This is a genomic window from Martelella sp. FOR1707 (assembly GCF_053484265.1).
This window is the reverse complement of the sequence record NZ_JBAKFP010000004.1, coordinates 418,780-434,586: the sequence shown is the minus strand read 5'-3', so window position 1 is coordinate 434,586 and position 15,807 is coordinate 418,780. Positions and strand designations below refer to the sequence as shown.

The 15,807-nt window shown below is 61.6% G+C and carries 12 protein-coding genes; 6 read left to right on the top strand and 6 right to left on the bottom strand.

From position 1 onward, the window contains the following. Positions 1-83: 83 nt before the first annotated feature. Both dnaG and rpoD read left to right on the top strand, forming a co-directional pair. Complete coding sequence (dnaG, locus tag V6765_RS13430) at positions 84-2,069, top strand: DNA primase (protein ID WP_448429551.1); 1,986 nt, start codon at positions 84-86, stop codon at positions 2,067-2,069. Between the two features lie 414 nt (positions 2,070-2,483). Further along, positions 2,484-4,535 (top strand): RNA polymerase sigma factor RpoD, encoded by a 2,052-nt coding sequence (gene rpoD, locus V6765_RS13425; RefSeq protein ID WP_448429549.1) that lies wholly within the window; start codon positions 2,484-2,486, stop codon positions 4,533-4,535. A 229-nt stretch (positions 4,536-4,764) separates the two neighbouring features. Here rpoD and V6765_RS13420 read toward each other — a convergent pair whose 3' ends face one another. Beyond that, on the bottom strand, positions 4,765-4,980 hold the full coding sequence (locus tag V6765_RS13420) for a cold-shock protein (protein ID WP_018066559.1): 216 nt from the start codon (positions 4,978-4,980) through the stop codon (positions 4,765-4,767). Between the two features lie 572 nt (positions 4,981-5,552). On the opposite strand from V6765_RS13420, the gene V6765_RS13415 reads away from it, so the two are divergent. Then, a complete protein-coding gene (locus tag V6765_RS13415) occupies positions 5,553-6,638 on the top strand; it encodes a DUF1176 domain-containing protein (RefSeq protein WP_448429547.1) in 1,086 nt (361 codons plus the stop codon). A 3-nt stretch (positions 6,639-6,641) separates the two neighbouring features. On the opposite strand, the gene V6765_RS13410 is transcribed toward V6765_RS13415, so the two are convergent. Together V6765_RS13410 and V6765_RS13405 are read right to left on the bottom strand one after the other, a co-directional pair. Further along, a complete protein-coding gene (locus tag V6765_RS13410; RefSeq protein ID WP_448429545.1) occupies positions 6,642-7,754 on the bottom strand; it encodes a PQQ-dependent sugar dehydrogenase in 1,113 nt (370 codons plus the stop codon). Between the two features lie 105 nt (positions 7,755-7,859). Beyond that, on the bottom strand, positions 7,860-8,246 hold the full coding sequence (locus V6765_RS13405) for a hypothetical protein (protein ID WP_448429543.1): 387 nt from the start codon (positions 8,244-8,246) through the stop codon (positions 7,860-7,862). A gap of 292 nt (positions 8,247-8,538) precedes the next feature. Between V6765_RS13405 and V6765_RS13400 the strand changes: the two genes are divergently transcribed. Together V6765_RS13400 and V6765_RS13395 are read left to right on the top strand one after the other, a co-directional pair. Continuing rightward, positions 8,539-9,741: a pyridoxal phosphate-dependent aminotransferase gene (locus V6765_RS13400; protein ID WP_448429541.1), complete on the top strand. Its 1,203-nt coding sequence runs from the start codon at positions 8,539-8,541 to the stop codon at positions 9,739-9,741. A gap of 165 nt (positions 9,742-9,906) precedes the next feature. Next, entirely contained in the window at positions 9,907-11,040 is a 1,134-nt protein-coding gene (locus V6765_RS13395; protein ID WP_448429539.1) for a transporter substrate-binding domain-containing protein, read from the top strand. On the opposite strand, the gene V6765_RS13390 is transcribed toward V6765_RS13395, so the two are convergent. Further along, the gene (locus V6765_RS13390; RefSeq protein WP_448429537.1) at positions 11,037-11,939 is read right to left on the bottom strand and encodes a LysR family transcriptional regulator; all 903 of its coding nucleotides are present in this window, start codon (positions 11,937-11,939) and stop codon (positions 11,037-11,039) included. The genes V6765_RS13395 and V6765_RS13390 overlap by 4 nt on opposite strands. A 93-nt stretch (positions 11,940-12,032) precedes the next feature. Between V6765_RS13390 and V6765_RS13385 the strand changes: the two genes are divergently transcribed. Continuing rightward, positions 12,033-13,055 (top strand): NAD(P)H-binding protein, encoded by a 1,023-nt coding sequence (locus V6765_RS13385; RefSeq protein ID WP_448429535.1) that lies wholly within the window; start codon positions 12,033-12,035, stop codon positions 13,053-13,055. On the opposite strand, the gene V6765_RS13380 is transcribed toward V6765_RS13385, so the two are convergent. Further along, positions 13,030-14,124 (bottom strand): calcium:proton antiporter, encoded by a 1,095-nt coding sequence (locus V6765_RS13380; RefSeq protein WP_448429533.1) that lies wholly within the window; start codon positions 14,122-14,124, stop codon positions 13,030-13,032. The genes V6765_RS13385 and V6765_RS13380 overlap by 26 nt on opposite strands. Before the next feature lie 66 nt (positions 14,125-14,190). Then, positions 14,191-15,306 (bottom strand): alkene reductase, encoded by a 1,116-nt coding sequence (locus V6765_RS13375; protein WP_448429531.1) that lies wholly within the window; start codon positions 15,304-15,306, stop codon positions 14,191-14,193. Positions 15,307-15,807 lie beyond the last annotated feature (501 nt).

Sequence of the window (15,807 nt, the reverse complement as noted above, 5' to 3'; positions counted from 1 at the left end):
TGGATATCTGGGAAAACCGGAAAATACCGAAGCCGATCTGGATAACGCTCCTATAGTGCCAGTCCCGGCCAGATGAGGCTTATATGCGTTTTCCGCCATCCTTTCTCGATGAAATCCGCGACCGTGTGCCGATCTCGGCATTGATCGGCCAGCGGGTCACGTGGGATCGCAAGAAGACCAATGTCGGGCGCGGCGATTACTGGGCCTGCTGCCCGTTTCACGGCGAAAAATCCCCGAGCTTTCACTGCGAGGACCGCAAGGGCCGCTACCATTGCTTTGGTTGCGGTGTTTCCGGCGACCATTTCCGTTTCCTCATCGATCTCGATGGCATGAGCTTTCCGGAAGCCGTGCAGCGTGTTGCCGATATGGCGGGCGTGGCGATGCCGGAGCGCGACCCGCAGGCCGAACGCCGCGAGGAAAAGCGCCGCACGCTCGTCGATGTCATGGAGCTTGCCGCAGGTTTCTTTCAGGATCAGTTGCAGACCGGGGCAGGGGCGAAGGCGCGGGCTTATTTGCGCGAACGTGGCCTTTCGGCGCGCACGATCGACACGTTCCGGCTCGGCTATGCGCCGGAAAGCCGCAATGCGCTGAAGGAGTTTCTGGCTTCAAAAGGCGTCGAGAAGCAGGAGATCGAGGCCTGCGGGCTTGTGGTCCATGGGCCTGATATCGCGGTTTCCTATGACCGGTTCCGCGACCGGATCATGTTCCCGATCCTGTCGTCGCGCGAGCAGGTGATCGCCTTTGGCGGCCGCGCGATGCGGCCGGATGCGCCGGCGAAATATCTCAATTCCAACGAAACTGAGCTGTTCCACAAGGGCAATGTGCTCTTCAACTTCGCCCGCGCCCGCCGATCGCTTTCCGGCGCGGAGGGGGCGAAGACGGTCATCGCGGTCGAAGGCTATATGGACGTGATCGCGCTGCATCAGGCCGGCATCGAAAATGCCGTCGCGCCGCTTGGCACGGCCCTGACCGAAAACCAGCTGCAACTGATCTGGCGGATGACCAGCGAGCCGGTGCTCTGCTTTGATGGCGATGGCGCGGGCATACGCGCCGCCGAGCGCGCTGCCGGCCTGGCGTTGCCGATGCTGAAGCCCGGCCATTCGCTGAAATTCGCGCTGCTGCCCGGCGGCAAGGACCCGGACGATCTGGTGCGCGAGGGCGGCCGGCAGGCGTTTGACGCGGTGATCGCCCAGGCCCGTCCGCTGGCCGATACCGTATTCGAGCGCGAGGCAGGCCAGCCGGAAGCCGGCGAAACACCGGAGCGGCGCGCGGCGATCGAGGCGCGGGTCAACGCGCTGGTGGCGACGATTGCGGACGAAAGCGTGCGTCGGCATTACCAGCAGGACTTCCGCAACCGACTTTATCAGAGGTTCCGGGGAGGCTCGCGCGGCGGCGGAAATTTCGTTGGCGGCCGGGGCAATTTTGCCGGGTCTGGCAAAGGGGGCGGGCGGTTCAGCGCGCCGCGCGGCAACGGCCTTCTTTCGGCGTCCGAGCGCCTGTCGCGGTCCCCGCTCGCAAGCCTCCGCCCGGCAACCGCCAATCTCACCTTCCGCGAATGCCAGCTCGTGTTCTGCCTGATCTCGCATCCCGAACTGGTGCGCGAGGATTTCGACAGCATCTCGACGCTTTCCTTCGAGGCAGCTGAGATGCGGGCGTTCTGGCCGGCCTTTCTTGCCGAAGCCTCGCGTCCCGACATGGGCCGGGAAAAGCTGCGGCAGCGGCTGGAGGAGGCGGGCTTCGCCGGTCTCGTCGACCAGATTTCCGCCCATGTCGGGCGCAATGTCAACTGGATCGCCGGACCTGATGCGGCGCTGGAGGATGTCCGCGAGGTCTACCACCAGGCGCTGGCGCTGCATAACCGCGCCCGTTCGCTGGCCCGCCACAAGAGCGAACTGGAACGCGAGATCGCCGAGGCGACGGAGGAGGGCAATGCGGAGCTGCTTTCCGAACTGATGCCGGCGCTGGTTTCCGTTCAAAACGAAATCGCCCGCATCGACAACCAGGAGGCCGAAATCGACGGTTTTGGCCTGATGTCGGGACGCGGCGGGAAATCCGGAGCGGGCGGATAAAGCGGTGTGTAAAGACAATTCCGGGAGGAGCCGGAGGCGATTCCTTTCGCCCGCCACTTGTATTTGCGGCGAAGCATTCTAAATTAACGTTTCTAGGGCCGACAGAGAAGCTGCATCGGTTCCTGTCATCGTGAGAAGCGTCTCATCGGCGGATTTTCGATATGAAATCACGCAAATACGGAAATGATGCTTGACGGATGGCGAAAATCTGGGAATCACCAGTGCGGATGGCAGTGAGCAGCACATTTTCATGATCTGGACAGCATTCACCGGGGGTGATGAAAACCGCCGCGTTGAAGACTGTCCTGTTCATGTGTGGTTTTTTGAATCCGGCAGACCTCGCAAAAGAGGTCCTTAATCATTTGCCGGTATGCCGCTTGGCAACAGCGACAAAGCGTCAGGGAAACAATATTTATGGCTACGAAAGTCAAGGAAAACGAAGAAGCCGAAACCGAACGCGAAGGCGGTACCGACGGCCCTCTCCTGGACCTTTCCGATGACGCCGTCAAGAAGATGATCAAGGCCGCCAAGAAGCGCGGCTATGTCACTATGGATGAGCTGAATTCCGTTCTCCCGTCCTCGGAGGTAACCTCCGAGCAGATCGAGGACGTCATGTCCATGCTCTCCGAAATGGGCATCAATGTCGTCGAGGATGAGGACGAAGTCGATAACGACAATAATTCCGACGATAGCTCCGACGACAGCGACAACGACAATGACAGCGACAGCACCGAAGTCGCGACCACGACTGGTTCGGCTGTAGCGCAGACCAAGAAGAAAGAGCCCACCGATCGCACCGACGATCCGGTGCGCATGTATCTGCGCGAGATGGGCTCGGTTGAGCTTCTGTCGCGCGAGGGCGAGATCGCCATTGCAAAGCGGATCGAAAGTGGCCGCGAGACGATGATCGCGGGGCTTTGCGAAAGCCCGCTGACGTTTCAGGCGCTTATCATCTGGCGCGACGAGCTGAACGAAGGCACGACGCTGCTGCGCGAGATCATCGATCTTGAAACCACCTATTCCGGTCCCGAGGCCAAGGCTGCACCGCAGTTCCAGAGCCCGGAAAAGATCGAGGCCGACCGCAAGAAGGCCGAGGAAAAGGAACAGGCCCGCAAGAAGCGCTCCGACGACGTCACCGATGTCGGCGGCGAGGGCGTGCAGCCGGAGGAAGACGACGAGGAGGATGATGAATCCAACCTGTCGCTGGCCGCCATGGAGGCCGAGCTTCGCCCGCAGGTCATGGATACGCTCGACCTGATCGCCGAGACCTACGTGAAGCTCAGGAAGCTGCAGGATCAGCAGGTGGAAGCGCGTCTTGCCGCCACCGGCACGCTGACCAACGCCCAGGAGCGCCGCTACAAGGAGCTCAAGGAAGGGCTGATCACGGCTGTGAAGTCGCTGTCGCTCAACCAGAACCGTATCGACCTTCTGGTCGAGCAGCTCTACGACATCAACAAGCGGCTCGTTGAGAACGAAGGCAAGCTGTTGCGCATGGCGACCCATCGCGGCGTCAAGCGTGACGACTTCCTGGAGCATTATCACGGCGCCGAACTTGACCCGAACTGGATGAAGTCGATCGGCAACCTTTCCGGCAAGGGCTGGAAGGAATTTGCCAGCCAGGACGGCGCTGATATCAAGGTGCTGCGCACCGAGATCCAGAGCCTTGCGACCGAAACCGGCATCTCGATCTCCGAATTCCGCCGCATCGTTCACATGGTCAAGAAGGGTGAGCGCGAGGCGCGCATCGCCAAGAAGGAGATGGTGGAAGCCAACCTCCGCCTGGTGATCTCGATCGCGAAGAAATACACCAATCGCGGCCTGCAGTTCCTCGATCTCATTCAGGAAGGCAATATTGGCCTGATGAAGGCGGTCGACAAGTTCGAGTATCGCCGCGGTTACAAGTTCTCGACCTATGCAACATGGTGGATCCGGCAGGCGATCACCCGCTCGATCGCCGACCAGGCCCGCACGATCCGCATTCCGGTGCACATGATCGAGACGATCAACAAGATCGTCCGCACCTCGCGCCAGATGCTGCACGAAATCGGCCGCGAGCCGACGCCTGAGGAGCTTTCCGAAAAGCTCAACATGCCGCTCGAGAAGGTTCGCAAGGTGCTGAAGATCGCCAAGGAGCCGATCTCGCTCGAAACCCCGGTGGGCGACGAGGAGGATTCGCATCTCGGTGACTTCATCGAGGACAAGAACGCGCTGCTGCCGATCGATGCGGCGATCCAGGCGAATCTCCGCGAGACCACCACCCGTGTTCTCGCCTCGCTGACGCCGCGCGAGGAACGCGTGCTGCGCATGCGCTTTGGCATCGGCATGAACACCGACCACACGCTGGAAGAAGTCGGCCAGCAGTTCTCGGTCACCCGCGAACGTATCCGCCAGATCGAGGCCAAGGCGCTGCGCAAGCTGAAGCACCCGAGCCGCTCGCGGAAGCTCAGAAGCTTCCTGGATAGCTGAGATGGCGAAAGCCAATATGCAATAACGAAAAACCCGGCTGAGAGGCCGGGTTTTTCGATTTTAAAATGAAGACGAGGTTTTACCCTCGGCGGCGCATCGCAAGTCTGATCGCCCTTCCGGCGGCCGACTGACAAAACCAGGCAATTTCCCGCTTCTCGATATAACCGTTCGCCGGACCGGCGCCCTGCCGCGCGCCGGTTCAAGGCGTTGTGGCGCAGAAAACAGAAACCTATTCCGTGACCTGCAGGTTGACGGCCTTGGGGCCCTTGCCGCGGCGGTCCGGCTCGGTGTCGTAGCTGACCTTCTGATTTTCGGTCAGGCCCGTCAGCCCGGACGACTGCACGGCGGAGATATGGACGAAGATGTCCGCGCCGCCATTGTCCGGCTTGATGAAACCGTACCCCTTGTCGGTATTGAAAAACTTTACGATGCCAGTTTCGGCCATGCTTCAAGGTCCTTTTCTCGCCCATCCCCTTGCTGGCGGAGGGGCAGATATTTCGATGCTCGTTTTGCCCTGAGGGGCAGCGCAGGCGTTTCTCGAATTTGGAGGAAAGGTGCCTTTTATTACCGCGGGTTTCGATTTGCCTGGACAACGAAAGCAGGCCAAATCAAGGTCCGCCCGAAAAATTAGCGTTTCCGGCGCGCATCAGATTATATGGTCTTCCCGTGCTCGCAAAATGCCCGAACATGAACAGAATGCGGTGTTTGGGGGTTTTTGGCAAGCGAAACTTTGGAATCGGACCTTCAGGCGGCGCTCGCGGCCCGGTATTTGTGTATTATCCCGTTCTAATCAGATGATTAGATGGAACTATTTCGGGTTATACTGTGTCAAAGCGTTCGCCCTGTGCTACCCTTGGGTGAGGGGAGCTCTACAAAGCCTGTGGCCTAACCGGGCTGGGCCTAGCTTTTGCCGACGAAGCTGGTGTAGGAGCGAGTAACCGGCCAAGCATGACGAGCGCGCGGGCGGTGCGCAAATACTTGACTGGCAAATACCGGGGGTCCGCCATGCGTCGTGACATGTTCATACGCTTACTTGCGTCTATTGTCGTGATCTGCTCTTTCGCGTCCGTCGGCGCGCGCGCGTTCGAATATCGCCAGATCGAGGGCTGGGCGGTCAGCTGCAACAACGCCTATACCTGCAACATATCCCTGACCTCGGCCGCCGGTGCGAGCGGCGGCGCCACGCTTGCCGCCATCCAGTGGCAGCGCTCGGTCGCCCCATCGGCCCCGCTCACCCTCAGCATTCCCTATCCGCCCGGTTTCCTGCCGCGGGGCGATGCCTCCGGCGCGATCACCATCGCGGTCGATGGCGTCACTGGGTTTTCCGCCGATATAGCGAGCCTCGTGCGGGAGGATGCGCTCGGTATGTTCGGCGTCAACGAGCCCGAGGTTCTGGTGGCGCTGTTCCGCAAGATGGCAGACGGCGCCAGGGCGACGATCCGCTACGAGGGCGGGATCGGATCGTTTTCATCCGAGATCGTGCTGACCGGGCTTTCCGACGCCGCCCGCTTCATCGACGACTGGCAGGGCCGCGGCGGCCGCACCGATGCGCTGATCGATGTCGGGGAGAAGACGCCGCCCGAAAGCGTCGATGTCTGGACGATCGACAGCTACGATCAGCTCCCGCCCTCGGTTCTGCGCAATCTGAGCGATCCCGAAAGCGCGTGCTATACCGATCAGTCGCATATCGATCAGGCGGACGCCTTCGCCTTCAGCACCGGCAAGAGCACCATCATGCTTCTGCCCTGCGGACCCTCCGGCGCCTATAACCAGCCCTACCAGCTCTATGTCGGCAAGGATGACGAGTTCCACCGCGCGGAATTTCCCAATGTCAGCGATGCCGGCATCACCGTTCTCGATACCGTCTACAACGTCAATTTCGATCTGAAGGAAAAGCTGTTGTCTTCGGTCTATCTCGGTCGCGGGCTCGGCGATTGCGGGCTCGCGCATTACTGGACGATCAACGAGGCCGCCGCCGGCAATCCTCTGGCGCTCACGCTGGAGCGCTCGAAAACGGCCTGTGACGGCGTCGATATCGGTCCGGAAAACTGGCCGGAAATCTGGCGCCCGCAAATGACGGCGGATGAGAGGCAGGAGCAGTAACGCTCACTCAGCCCGGTAGACCCGCAATAGTGCGCCGTCGGGTTCGTCCGTCACCAGCAGAACAGCGCCGTCGGGCGCAACCTTGACGTCGCGCAACCGGCCGAATTCACCGGCAAACAGCCGGTTTTCGGTCGCGGGCATGCCGCTATCGTCAAGGCCAATGTGAGACAGAAGCTGGTCCTTCAACGCGGTGACCAGGAAATCGCCATCCCATTCGGGAAACATATCGCCCCGGTAGACCGCGATCGCGCTCGGCGCGATTGACGGGTCCCAGTAGTAGAGCGGCTGTTCAAGCCCCGGCGCCTTGGTGCCCTGTCCGATCTTCGCGCCCGAATAATGCACGCCGTAGGAGATTTCCGGCCAGCCATAGTTCTGGCCGGCGCGCGGTATATTGATCTCATCGCCGCCGCGCGCGCCGTGTTCAACTGTGTAGAGCGTGTCCGTCTCGGGATCGATGGTGATGCCCTGCGGGTTGCGGTGGCCGATCGACCAGATTTCCGGCTCCCAGCCATCAGGCGTCGGGTTGTTTTGCGGGATCCCGCCATCGGGCGTGATGTGGAGGATCGAGCCGGCGTGATCGCCCGGGTCCTGCGCCCGCTCGCTTTCGCCGCGATCGCCGATGCCGAAGAACAGATTGCCGGCGCTGTCGATCGCAATGCGCGAGCCGAAATGACGATTGGTGCCGGAAAACCGGTTCATCGCGAAGATCTGGCTGACGTTTTCAAGGCGCGCCTTCTGACGGTCGAGCGTTGCGCGGAATACCGCCGTTCCCTGGCCGCCGTCGCCGGAAACGGAGGCGGTCAGATAGATGCGGCCGTTTTCGCTGAAGCCGGGATCGAGCGCGACATCGAGCAGGCCGCCCTGGCCGGCGGAATAGACCTCGGGAACACCGCTGACCTGTTGCGTTTTGCCATCCTTTGAAACGATGTTGAGGCGGCCGGGTCGCTCGGTGACCAGATAGCCGCGATCGGGCAGAACCTCGACGGCCCAAGGGTGAGTAAGACCATCGGCGATGCGCTCAACCTCAAGCGGCGGGCTCGCCTCCTGCGCGGCGGACGGAAACGGGGAAAAGGCAAGGGCCGCGATCATGCCGGCCAGGACGGGGGTGGCTTTCATCAAAGTCTCCTCTCGTTTTACCGGTGACGTATGGCGCTCTGCCCGCCGCTCAAGTGTCGCGGTCTACACAAACGCGTGAGCCGCGACACGGATGCCTTGCGGATTTCAGAAACCGTCGAGGTCGTTGCGCTGCTGGCGCTCGGCGTCGGCCTTCAGATGGCTCACGTTCTCGCGCCAGAGATAGGACGCACCGACGACCATGGCGAGGCAGATCGCGAACATCGCTGCGATCATCAGATCGCGCGCGGCGGTGTGGGACAGAAGGCCCTGAAGCGCGCTGCCGCCCGGCGAGGAAAAGGGCAGGTAGCCGTCAAACAGCATCGCCCCGCCATTCGTTCCCGGCAGAGGGGCGGATTGCCATGCCTGGTCGGCGGAAGCTCCGGCGGGCGCGAACGCCGTCAGTACCGGCAGCGCCGCAAAAGCAAAAATCCCGCGTTTGATGAAAATCGAGCGCCTGGCGATCCCTCTCGCCATCCGTTTGACCATCCTCATATGCCTTCTCCTTCGGCAATGTTTCAGCGCATCTTCATAACGCCATGTAAATACGTCGCCTTCTGGATGAATGATGGTCGAACACGAACCATTTTGAGGCGGAATCATGGGAGGGGATTTGTGCCGCCACTGAAGTTGAGACGGCGGAATATCTCCGGTTGCGCGCTGAAACGGTCAATCCGCGACGATAGCGCTTGAAACCGCGGGCGAATTGCGTTTAGACCAAACGCTTGGAAGTTGTCGCTCGCTATAGCGCATTCCAAGGATCAATCTAGATATCAGGACATTGAAAATGGCCCTTCTTGCTGACGCTCTCTTTCGTGTGAAGCCTTCCGCCACCATCGCCGTGGCGCAGAAAGCGCGCGAACTCAAAGCGAAAGGCCGCGATGTCATCAGCCTTGGCGCGGGCGAGCCCGATTTCGATACGCCCGACAACATCAAGGCGGCCGCGATCGACGCGATCAACCGCGGCGAGACGAAGTATACGCCGGTGGCCGGCATCCAGCCGCTGCGCGAGGCGATCGCCGCCAAGTTCAAGCGCGAGAACAATCTCGACTACACGGCCGCGCAGACGATTGTCGGCACGGGCGGCAAGCAGATCCTGTTCAACGCGCTGATGGCGACGCTGAACCCGGGCGATGAAGTCGTTATCCCGGCGCCCTATTGGGTCTCCTATCCGGAAATGGTGGCGCTTTGCGGCGGCACGCCGGTGTTCGTCTCGGCAACGCAGGAACACGGCTTCAAGCTTCAGGCCGAAGACCTCGAAAAGGCGATCACGCCGAAGACCAAGTGGTTCATCTTCAACTCGCCGTCCAACCCGTCTGGCGCCGCCTATACCCATGACGAGCTGAAGGCGCTGACCGATGTGCTGATGAAGCACGAGCAGGTCTGGGTCCTCACCGACGACATGTATGAGCACCTGACCTTCGGCGATTTCAAGTTCGTGACGCCGGCGGAAGTGGAGCCCGGCCTCTATAACCGCACGCTCACGATGAACGGCGTCTCCAAGGCCTATGCGATGACCGGATGGCGTATCGGCTATGCCGCCGGCCCGGCCGAGCTGATCACCGCCATGACCACGATCCAGAGCCAGCAGACCTCGGGCGCATGCTCGATCGCGCAGTGGGCTGCCGTGGAGGCGCTCAACGGCAACCAGGATTTCATCGCCGAGAGCAAGAAGGCCTTCGAAAAGCGTCGCGATCTGGTGGTCTCGATGCTCAACCAGGCCCCCGGCATCGAGTGCCCGACGCCCGAAGGCGCGTTCTACGTCTATCCGTCCTGCGCTGGGCTGATGGGCAAGACCTCGCCGGGCGGCAAGGTGATGGAGACCGACGAGGACTTCGTCACCGAGCTTCTGGAAGCGGAAGGCATTGCCGTCGTCCACGGCTCGGCCTTCGGCCTCGGCCCCAACTTCCGCATCTCCTACGCGACCTCGGAAGCCGAGCTTGAAGAATCCTGCATGCGCATCCAGCGCTTCTGCGCCGCCTGCAAGTAAGGCGCACGCTGCGGCTTTTTGTTACGAAGCGCGATTTGACAACGGGGCGTGCCGCAAGGCGCGCCCTTTTTCGTTGCGGCTCTCAGCGTGATGCAGCTATAGACTGTCTCCGCGTTTGCCGGATTTCCTTGTGGCGGCGCGGGGACCGAATGAGTGCGGGAGAACATGCTGCAAACCTTCCACGACAAACTTCCGTTGCGTCGCTTTGTCGTGGCGGGATTTCTGGCTGCCTGTCTGCTGCTGGCCGCCGTCGTCGCTCCTGCCTTTGCCCAGGATGCGCCAGCGCCGCAGACAACCGCCGATCAGCCCATGACCGTCGGCGTGCATGCCCTGCCGCCCTATGTCATGCAGAACAAGGACGGCAGTTGGTACGGGCTCGGCATCGACATGCTGGACGCGATGAGCCGCCGGCTCGGCAGGGAATATCGCCTCGTCGAAGCCATGCCCGATGCGATGGTGCAGGATGTTGCGGGCGGCAAGCTCGACATGGCGCTAGGCGGGGTGCCGATCAATGCGGCCGACGAGGCGGTGATCGATTTCTCGGTTCCCTATTACAGCGGCGACCTTGGCGTGGCGCTGCGCGTGGTCGACAAGATCGGCCCGACGATGATGTTCCAGCTTCTGACCTCGCCGGCCTTTCTCTATATGCTCGGCCTGCTCACCGGGCCGGTCTTCGTCATCGGCGCGCTGATCTGGTTGCTGGAACGGCGGGCCAATCCCGAACAGTTCGAGCCGCGGCCTGCGCGCGGCGTCTTCTCCGGCTTCTGGTGGGCGACCGTGACGATGACGACGGTGGGCTATGGCGACAAGGCGCCGGTGACCTTCTTCGGCAGGCTGCTTGCCATGGCGTGGATGTTCACGGCGCTGATCCTCGCCGCGATCACCACCGCGCAACTGGCCGCCGGTCTGACTTCGTCGCTGCACACCAATTTCGTCGACAATATCCATGACCTTTCAGGGCTCACGGTCGGCACGATCATTGATTCGCCGGCCGCCGCCGAACTTGGCCTGCTCAACCTTTCCTTCACCTCATTCGACACCGTCCCGGACGGCCTCGATGCGCTTGAAAACCACGATATCGACGCGCTCGTCTATGATCGCGCGATCCTGCAGTGGACGCTCGACGATTATCGTGACCTCTATCTGAGCAATCTGGAGTTCATGCAGCAAAACTACGCCCTGATCCTTCCCCAGAACGATCCGGATCGCGACGCGATCAATGTCGCGATCCTGCAGACGCTCGAGTCCCAGCAATGGCATCTCATTCTCGAACGCTACCTGTCATCGGGCGTGCGCTAGCTTTCCTTGATCGGCCTTCCAATATAGGCGGACATGCCCTTTACCAGCGCATCGAAGACGACGCGGCAGCGCGGCGAGCGGCGCAGGTCCTCGTGCATGGCGATCCACAGCGGGAGCTGGAACGGGATCTGGCCGTGCAGCACTTCCGTCAGCGCGGGGTCGCGTTCGCCGAGCGGTTTCTGGCAGAGGCCGAAGCCGCAGCCGGCGCGAATGGCGGCAAGCTGGGCGAGATTGCTGTCGGAACGGAAGGTAAAGCCGGGCAGGGCAAGGTCGGGAAAGGCCTCCAGCACATCGCGCACATAGGCGAGCTCCCGGTCGAAGCCGATCGTCGGCAGCCCCTTCAGGTCTTTGATCGTCCGCGGCGTGCCGGCTCGGGCGATCACGTCGTTGCGGGCAAAGCAGCCGATCGGGATTTTGCCGATATGGCGCACCACCAGCGCCGACTGGCTCGGCTCGACCATGCGCAGCGCGATATCGGCCTTGCGGTTCAGCAGGTCTTCCACGGCGTCGGAGACGGAAAGCTCGAACTCCAGCCTGGGATAGGCGGCCATGACCGGCGCGAGGATCTCCGGCAGGACTTCGACCGCGATGACATCGGAAGCGCTGATGCGCACGCTGCCGGAGATCTGGTCGCGGGTTTCGGAGGAGGCCCGTCGCATGGCGTCGGCGGAGGCGGCCATCGCCTCGGCGAGCGGCTTCATGGCCCGCGCCGTGTCGGTCGGCTCCAGTCCGCGCTGCGAGCGGGTGAAGAGCTGCTGGCCGGCGTCGCGCTCCAGCGCCTCGATATGGCGGCCGACCGTTGGCTGGGTCAGGCCCAGACGCCGCGCGGCGCCGGAAAGCGAGCCGCTTTCAAGCACCGCCAGAAAGGTGCGGTAATAATCCCAACTCTGCGTATCCATAAAAATATGTATATCAATAGCACGATTTTATACAATTCCGTTTAATGAGATTTACCCCGATATTGCAGTCACACTCGAATAAAGGAGACGGCAATGTCGGACATGAACAGACAACCCGTGGCGCTTGTTCTTGGAGCCACAGGCGGCGTTGGCGGCGCGGTGGCCCGGGCGCTGCATGATAGGGGCTACCATATCCGCGCGCTCAATCGCGACCCGTCCAGATTGGACGGACGTCTGGCGCATTATGAATGGATCAAGGGCGACGCGATGCGCCGCGCGGACGTGGAGAACGCGGCGCGGGGCGCGGAGCTGATATTCCACGGCGTCAACCCGCCCGGTTACAAGGACTGGGATAAGCTGGTTCTGCCGATGCTGGAGAATACCATCGGCGCGGCGCGCCTTGCCAATGCCCGCATCCTGTTTCCCGGAACGATCTATAATTTCGGGCGCGATGTGTTTCCCTATCCGCACGAGGATAGTCCGCAGAACCCGCACACCCGCAAGGGGCGCATTCGGGTCGCGGTGGAAGAGCGTCTCAGGGAGGCGGCCTTTGAGGGCACACAGGTTATTCTGGTGCGCGCTGGCGATTTCTTCGGCGGCGGTGCCGCAGGCAATAGCTGGTTCGGTCAGATGGTCAAGCCGCATGCGCCGCTCACCCGGATCACCAATCCGGCAACGCCCGGCGTCGGCCATCAATGGGCCTATCTGCCCGATCTCGCGGAAACCTTCGCGCAGCTTAACGACAGGGCAGGGCAGTTGCCGAAATTCGCCAACTTCCATTTCGAGGGCTTTTACGATGCCGACGGCATGCATGTGGTGGAGGCGATCCGCCGTGTCTCCGGCGACCCGAAGCTGAAAGTCAGCCGGTTTCCATGGTTTATCGTGCCGCTGCTTGCGCCGTTCATGACGCTGATGCGTGAGGTGCTGGAGGTGCGCTATCTCTGGAAGGAGCCGATGCACATGACCGACGAAAAGCTGGTTGCCGTGTTGGGCCGCGAGCCGCGCACCCCGCTCGATACCGCGATCCGCAACGCGCTTGAGGATATCGGGGTCACCCTGCCGAAATCCTCCGCCCCGGAACCGCTGCGCATCAAAGGCCCAGTATCGAGAGCATGATGAAGGTTGCAAACAGCACGAAATGCGTCATGCCCTCGATCGCATTGGTCTCGCCGTCATTGATGTTGATGGCGGCGACGACCAGCGTAATGGCGGTCATGGTGATCTGAACCGGGGTCATCGCCATGGTGAAGGGCTGCCCGGTGAAAAGCGCGATCGCCTCGATCACCGGAACGGTCAGGATCACTGTGGAAAGCGATGCGCCGAGCGCGATGTTGACGACCGCCTGCATGCGGTTGCCGAGTGCTGCGCGCAGGGCGGTCAGGATTTCCGGTCCGGCGGCGATCGCGGCCACCAGAATGGCGGTCAGCGCCAGCGGCGCGCCGGTTCCTTCGAGCCCGTCATTGAGGAAGGCGGACATGAACTCGGCGAGAAGCCCGATCACGGCCACGCCGGCGATGAGGGTGACGACGGAGGTCGTGGTGGAGCCTTCCTCCGCTGCATGGCCGGTCTCGCCTTCGGTAGCCTTCTTCATGCGCGGATAGCGGTAGGAGAAAAAGTAGCTGTGCTGGCCGACCTGCAGCTTCAGGAACAGCGCATAAAGCGCGATCATGGCGGCGATGGTGAAGCCGGAATAGATATGCCAGCTCGCCTGCGGCACGAAATCGGGCACGACCATGGAAATGCCCATCGCGGTCATGATCATCACCGAATAGGTCTTTCCCGAATCATCGTTATAGGGCTGCTCGCCGTGCTTCAGTCCGCCCAGCAGCGCCGCCAGCCCGAGAATGCCATTGATGTCCAGCATGACGGCGGCATAGATCGTGTCGCGCACCAGCGTCGGCTGCTGGCTCTCGCGCATCATGATGACGAGGATGATCACCTCCACCAGCACGGCGGAAAGGGTGAGGATCATGGTGCCGTAGGGGTCGCCGGCCTTGGCGGCGAGGATTTCGGCGTGGTGGGCCACCCGCATCGAGGCGCAGGCGATCGACACGACCAGCAGGGCCGCGGCCAGAAACGAAAAGATCTGCCCGGCATGCATCACGTCATGTTCGAGAAACCACGCAAGCGCGCCCACAGGAATTGCCTGCAGCAGCAGGACTTCACCGCGCAGAAAGGTCAGCATCGATTGACAAGGCCCCCATGATGGCGCCGGTGGCGGCGCGTTGATCCGTGAGCGCTCCTGACGTGCTCAGCCGCCGAGGGGAGGGTAGTCGACATATCCCTTGGCATCGCCGCCGAAAAGCGTTCTCTGATCCAACGCATTAAGCTGCGCATTGATCCGTAGCCGGCGTACCAAATCCGGATTGGCGATGAAGGCGCGGCCGAAGGAGATCAGGTCGGCCCGCTCGTTTTCCAGCGCGTCGATGGCAAGCTGGCGGTCATAGCCGTTGTTGAGCATCCACGCACCGGACCCATCGGTGCGGTAGTAGGTCTGGCGCATTTCCTCGTAATTGAACGGGCGCGGGCCCTGGCTGTAATTGCGGTCCCCGCCGGTCGCGCCCTCGATGATGTGGATATAGGCGAGGTCGTAGGCGCTGAGCTGGCTTGCCAGATAGTTGAACAGAACCTGCGGGTTGTCGTCATGGACATCGTTGGAGGGGGCCACCGGCGAAAGCCGGATCGCCGTGCGGCCGGGCCCGATCTCGCGCGAGATCGTGCCGACGACGTCGAACATGAAGCGCGCCCGGTTCTCGATCGGGCCGCCATAGAGATCGGTGCGGTGGTTGCTGCCGGAGCGCAGGAACTGGTCGATGAGATAGCCGTTGGCGCCGTGGATCTCGACGCCGTCGAAGCCGGCCTCCAGCGCGCGGGCGGCCGCGCGGCGGTAATCGTCGATGATTCCCGAAATTTCGAAGGGCTTCAGCGCGCGTGGCATCGAGGTTTCGATGAAGTCGCTGGTCGAGTCGGAATAGACCACGAAGGTCTTGGCGCGTGCCTGCAGGGCCGATGGCGCCACCGGCGGGTCGCCGAAGGGCTGGAGTGATTTGTGCGACACCCGGCCGACATGCATCAGCTGGCAGAAGATCTTGCCGCCGGCCTCGTGCACCGCCCTGGTGACATTCTTCCAGCCCTCGACCGCGGCATCGGTGTAGAGGCCCGGGGCGTTGGAATAGCCCTGGCCCTGTTCGGTAATCGCGGTGGCTTCCGAAATGATCAGGCCCGCGCTTGCCCGCTGGCGGTAATAGTCGACATTGAGTTCGTTCGGAACGGCTTCAGGCGAGCGGTTGCGCATCAGCGGCGCCATAATGATGCGGTTCTCGATTGTGACATCGCCGATCGTTATGGGGTCAAAGAGGTTAGCCATCAAATTCCTTCCGGTGCCTACTTGTAGCGGAGGCCCGGCGCAGGCGCAATTTGCAGCCTCCGTCCCGGCTTGCCGTTGCGACGGCGGCTTTGCCAAGCTTGCCTGCCGTCTTTCTACATGGCTTACGCTCTAATGTATAAACCAAAAGAAAGCGTTTACGCACCTCAAAGGTCAGCGTTTCGAAGGACGCCGGCGATGCACAAAAAAAAGGGCCTCCGAAACGGGGCCCTTGTAAGTGTGAAGGTAAAACCTCCAGAGGGGAACAGCTGCTGCAATACGGCTGGGATGCCGTATCGAACGCATCAGCTATACTCGATATGGTTCTTTTTTGTGCGCGTTGCAATAGTTTTCATCGCAGATTGCGGAAAAAAACAACAAATTCCTGCGGGCAAAAAAAGAGGGCCACCGGAAAAACCGGGGCCCTTTGAGTTAGAAGGTCTCTCAAAACCTCCAGAGGGGAACAGCTGCTGCGGTGCACCAGGGAGAAGTTGGGCACCACCT

Excerpts from the sequence above, each read along its gene's own strand:
- dnaG (WP_448429551.1), top strand. The coding sequence starts at position 84 with ATGCGTTTTCCGCCATCCTTTCTCGATGAAATCCGCGACCGTGTGCCG.
- rpoD (WP_448429549.1), top strand. The coding sequence starts at position 2,484 with ATGGCTACGAAAGTCAAGGAAAACGAAGAAGCCGAAACCGAACGCGAA.
- V6765_RS13420 (WP_018066559.1), bottom strand. The coding sequence starts at position 4,980 with ATGGCCGAAACTGGCATCGTAAAGTTTTTCAATACCGACAAGGGGTAC.
- V6765_RS13415 (WP_448429547.1), top strand. The coding sequence starts at position 5,553 with ATGTTCATACGCTTACTTGCGTCTATTGTCGTGATCTGCTCTTTCGCG.
- V6765_RS13410 (WP_448429545.1), bottom strand. The coding sequence starts at position 7,754 with ATGAAAGCCACCCCCGTCCTGGCCGGCATGATCGCGGCCCTTGCCTTT.
- V6765_RS13405 (WP_448429543.1), bottom strand. The coding sequence starts at position 8,246 with ATGAGGATGGTCAAACGGATGGCGAGAGGGATCGCCAGGCGCTCGATT.
- V6765_RS13400 (WP_448429541.1), top strand. The coding sequence starts at position 8,539 with ATGGCCCTTCTTGCTGACGCTCTCTTTCGTGTGAAGCCTTCCGCCACC.
- V6765_RS13395 (WP_448429539.1), top strand. The coding sequence starts at position 9,907 with ATGCTGCAAACCTTCCACGACAAACTTCCGTTGCGTCGCTTTGTCGTG.
- V6765_RS13390 (WP_448429537.1), bottom strand. The coding sequence starts at position 11,939 with ATGGATACGCAGAGTTGGGATTATTACCGCACCTTTCTGGCGGTGCTT.
- V6765_RS13385 (WP_448429535.1), top strand. The coding sequence starts at position 12,033 with ATGTCGGACATGAACAGACAACCCGTGGCGCTTGTTCTTGGAGCCACA.
- V6765_RS13380 (WP_448429533.1), bottom strand. The coding sequence starts at position 14,124 with ATGCTGACCTTTCTGCGCGGTGAAGTCCTGCTGCTGCAGGCAATTCCT.
- V6765_RS13375 (WP_448429531.1), bottom strand. The coding sequence starts at position 15,306 with ATGGCTAACCTCTTTGACCCCATAACGATCGGCGATGTCACAATCGAG.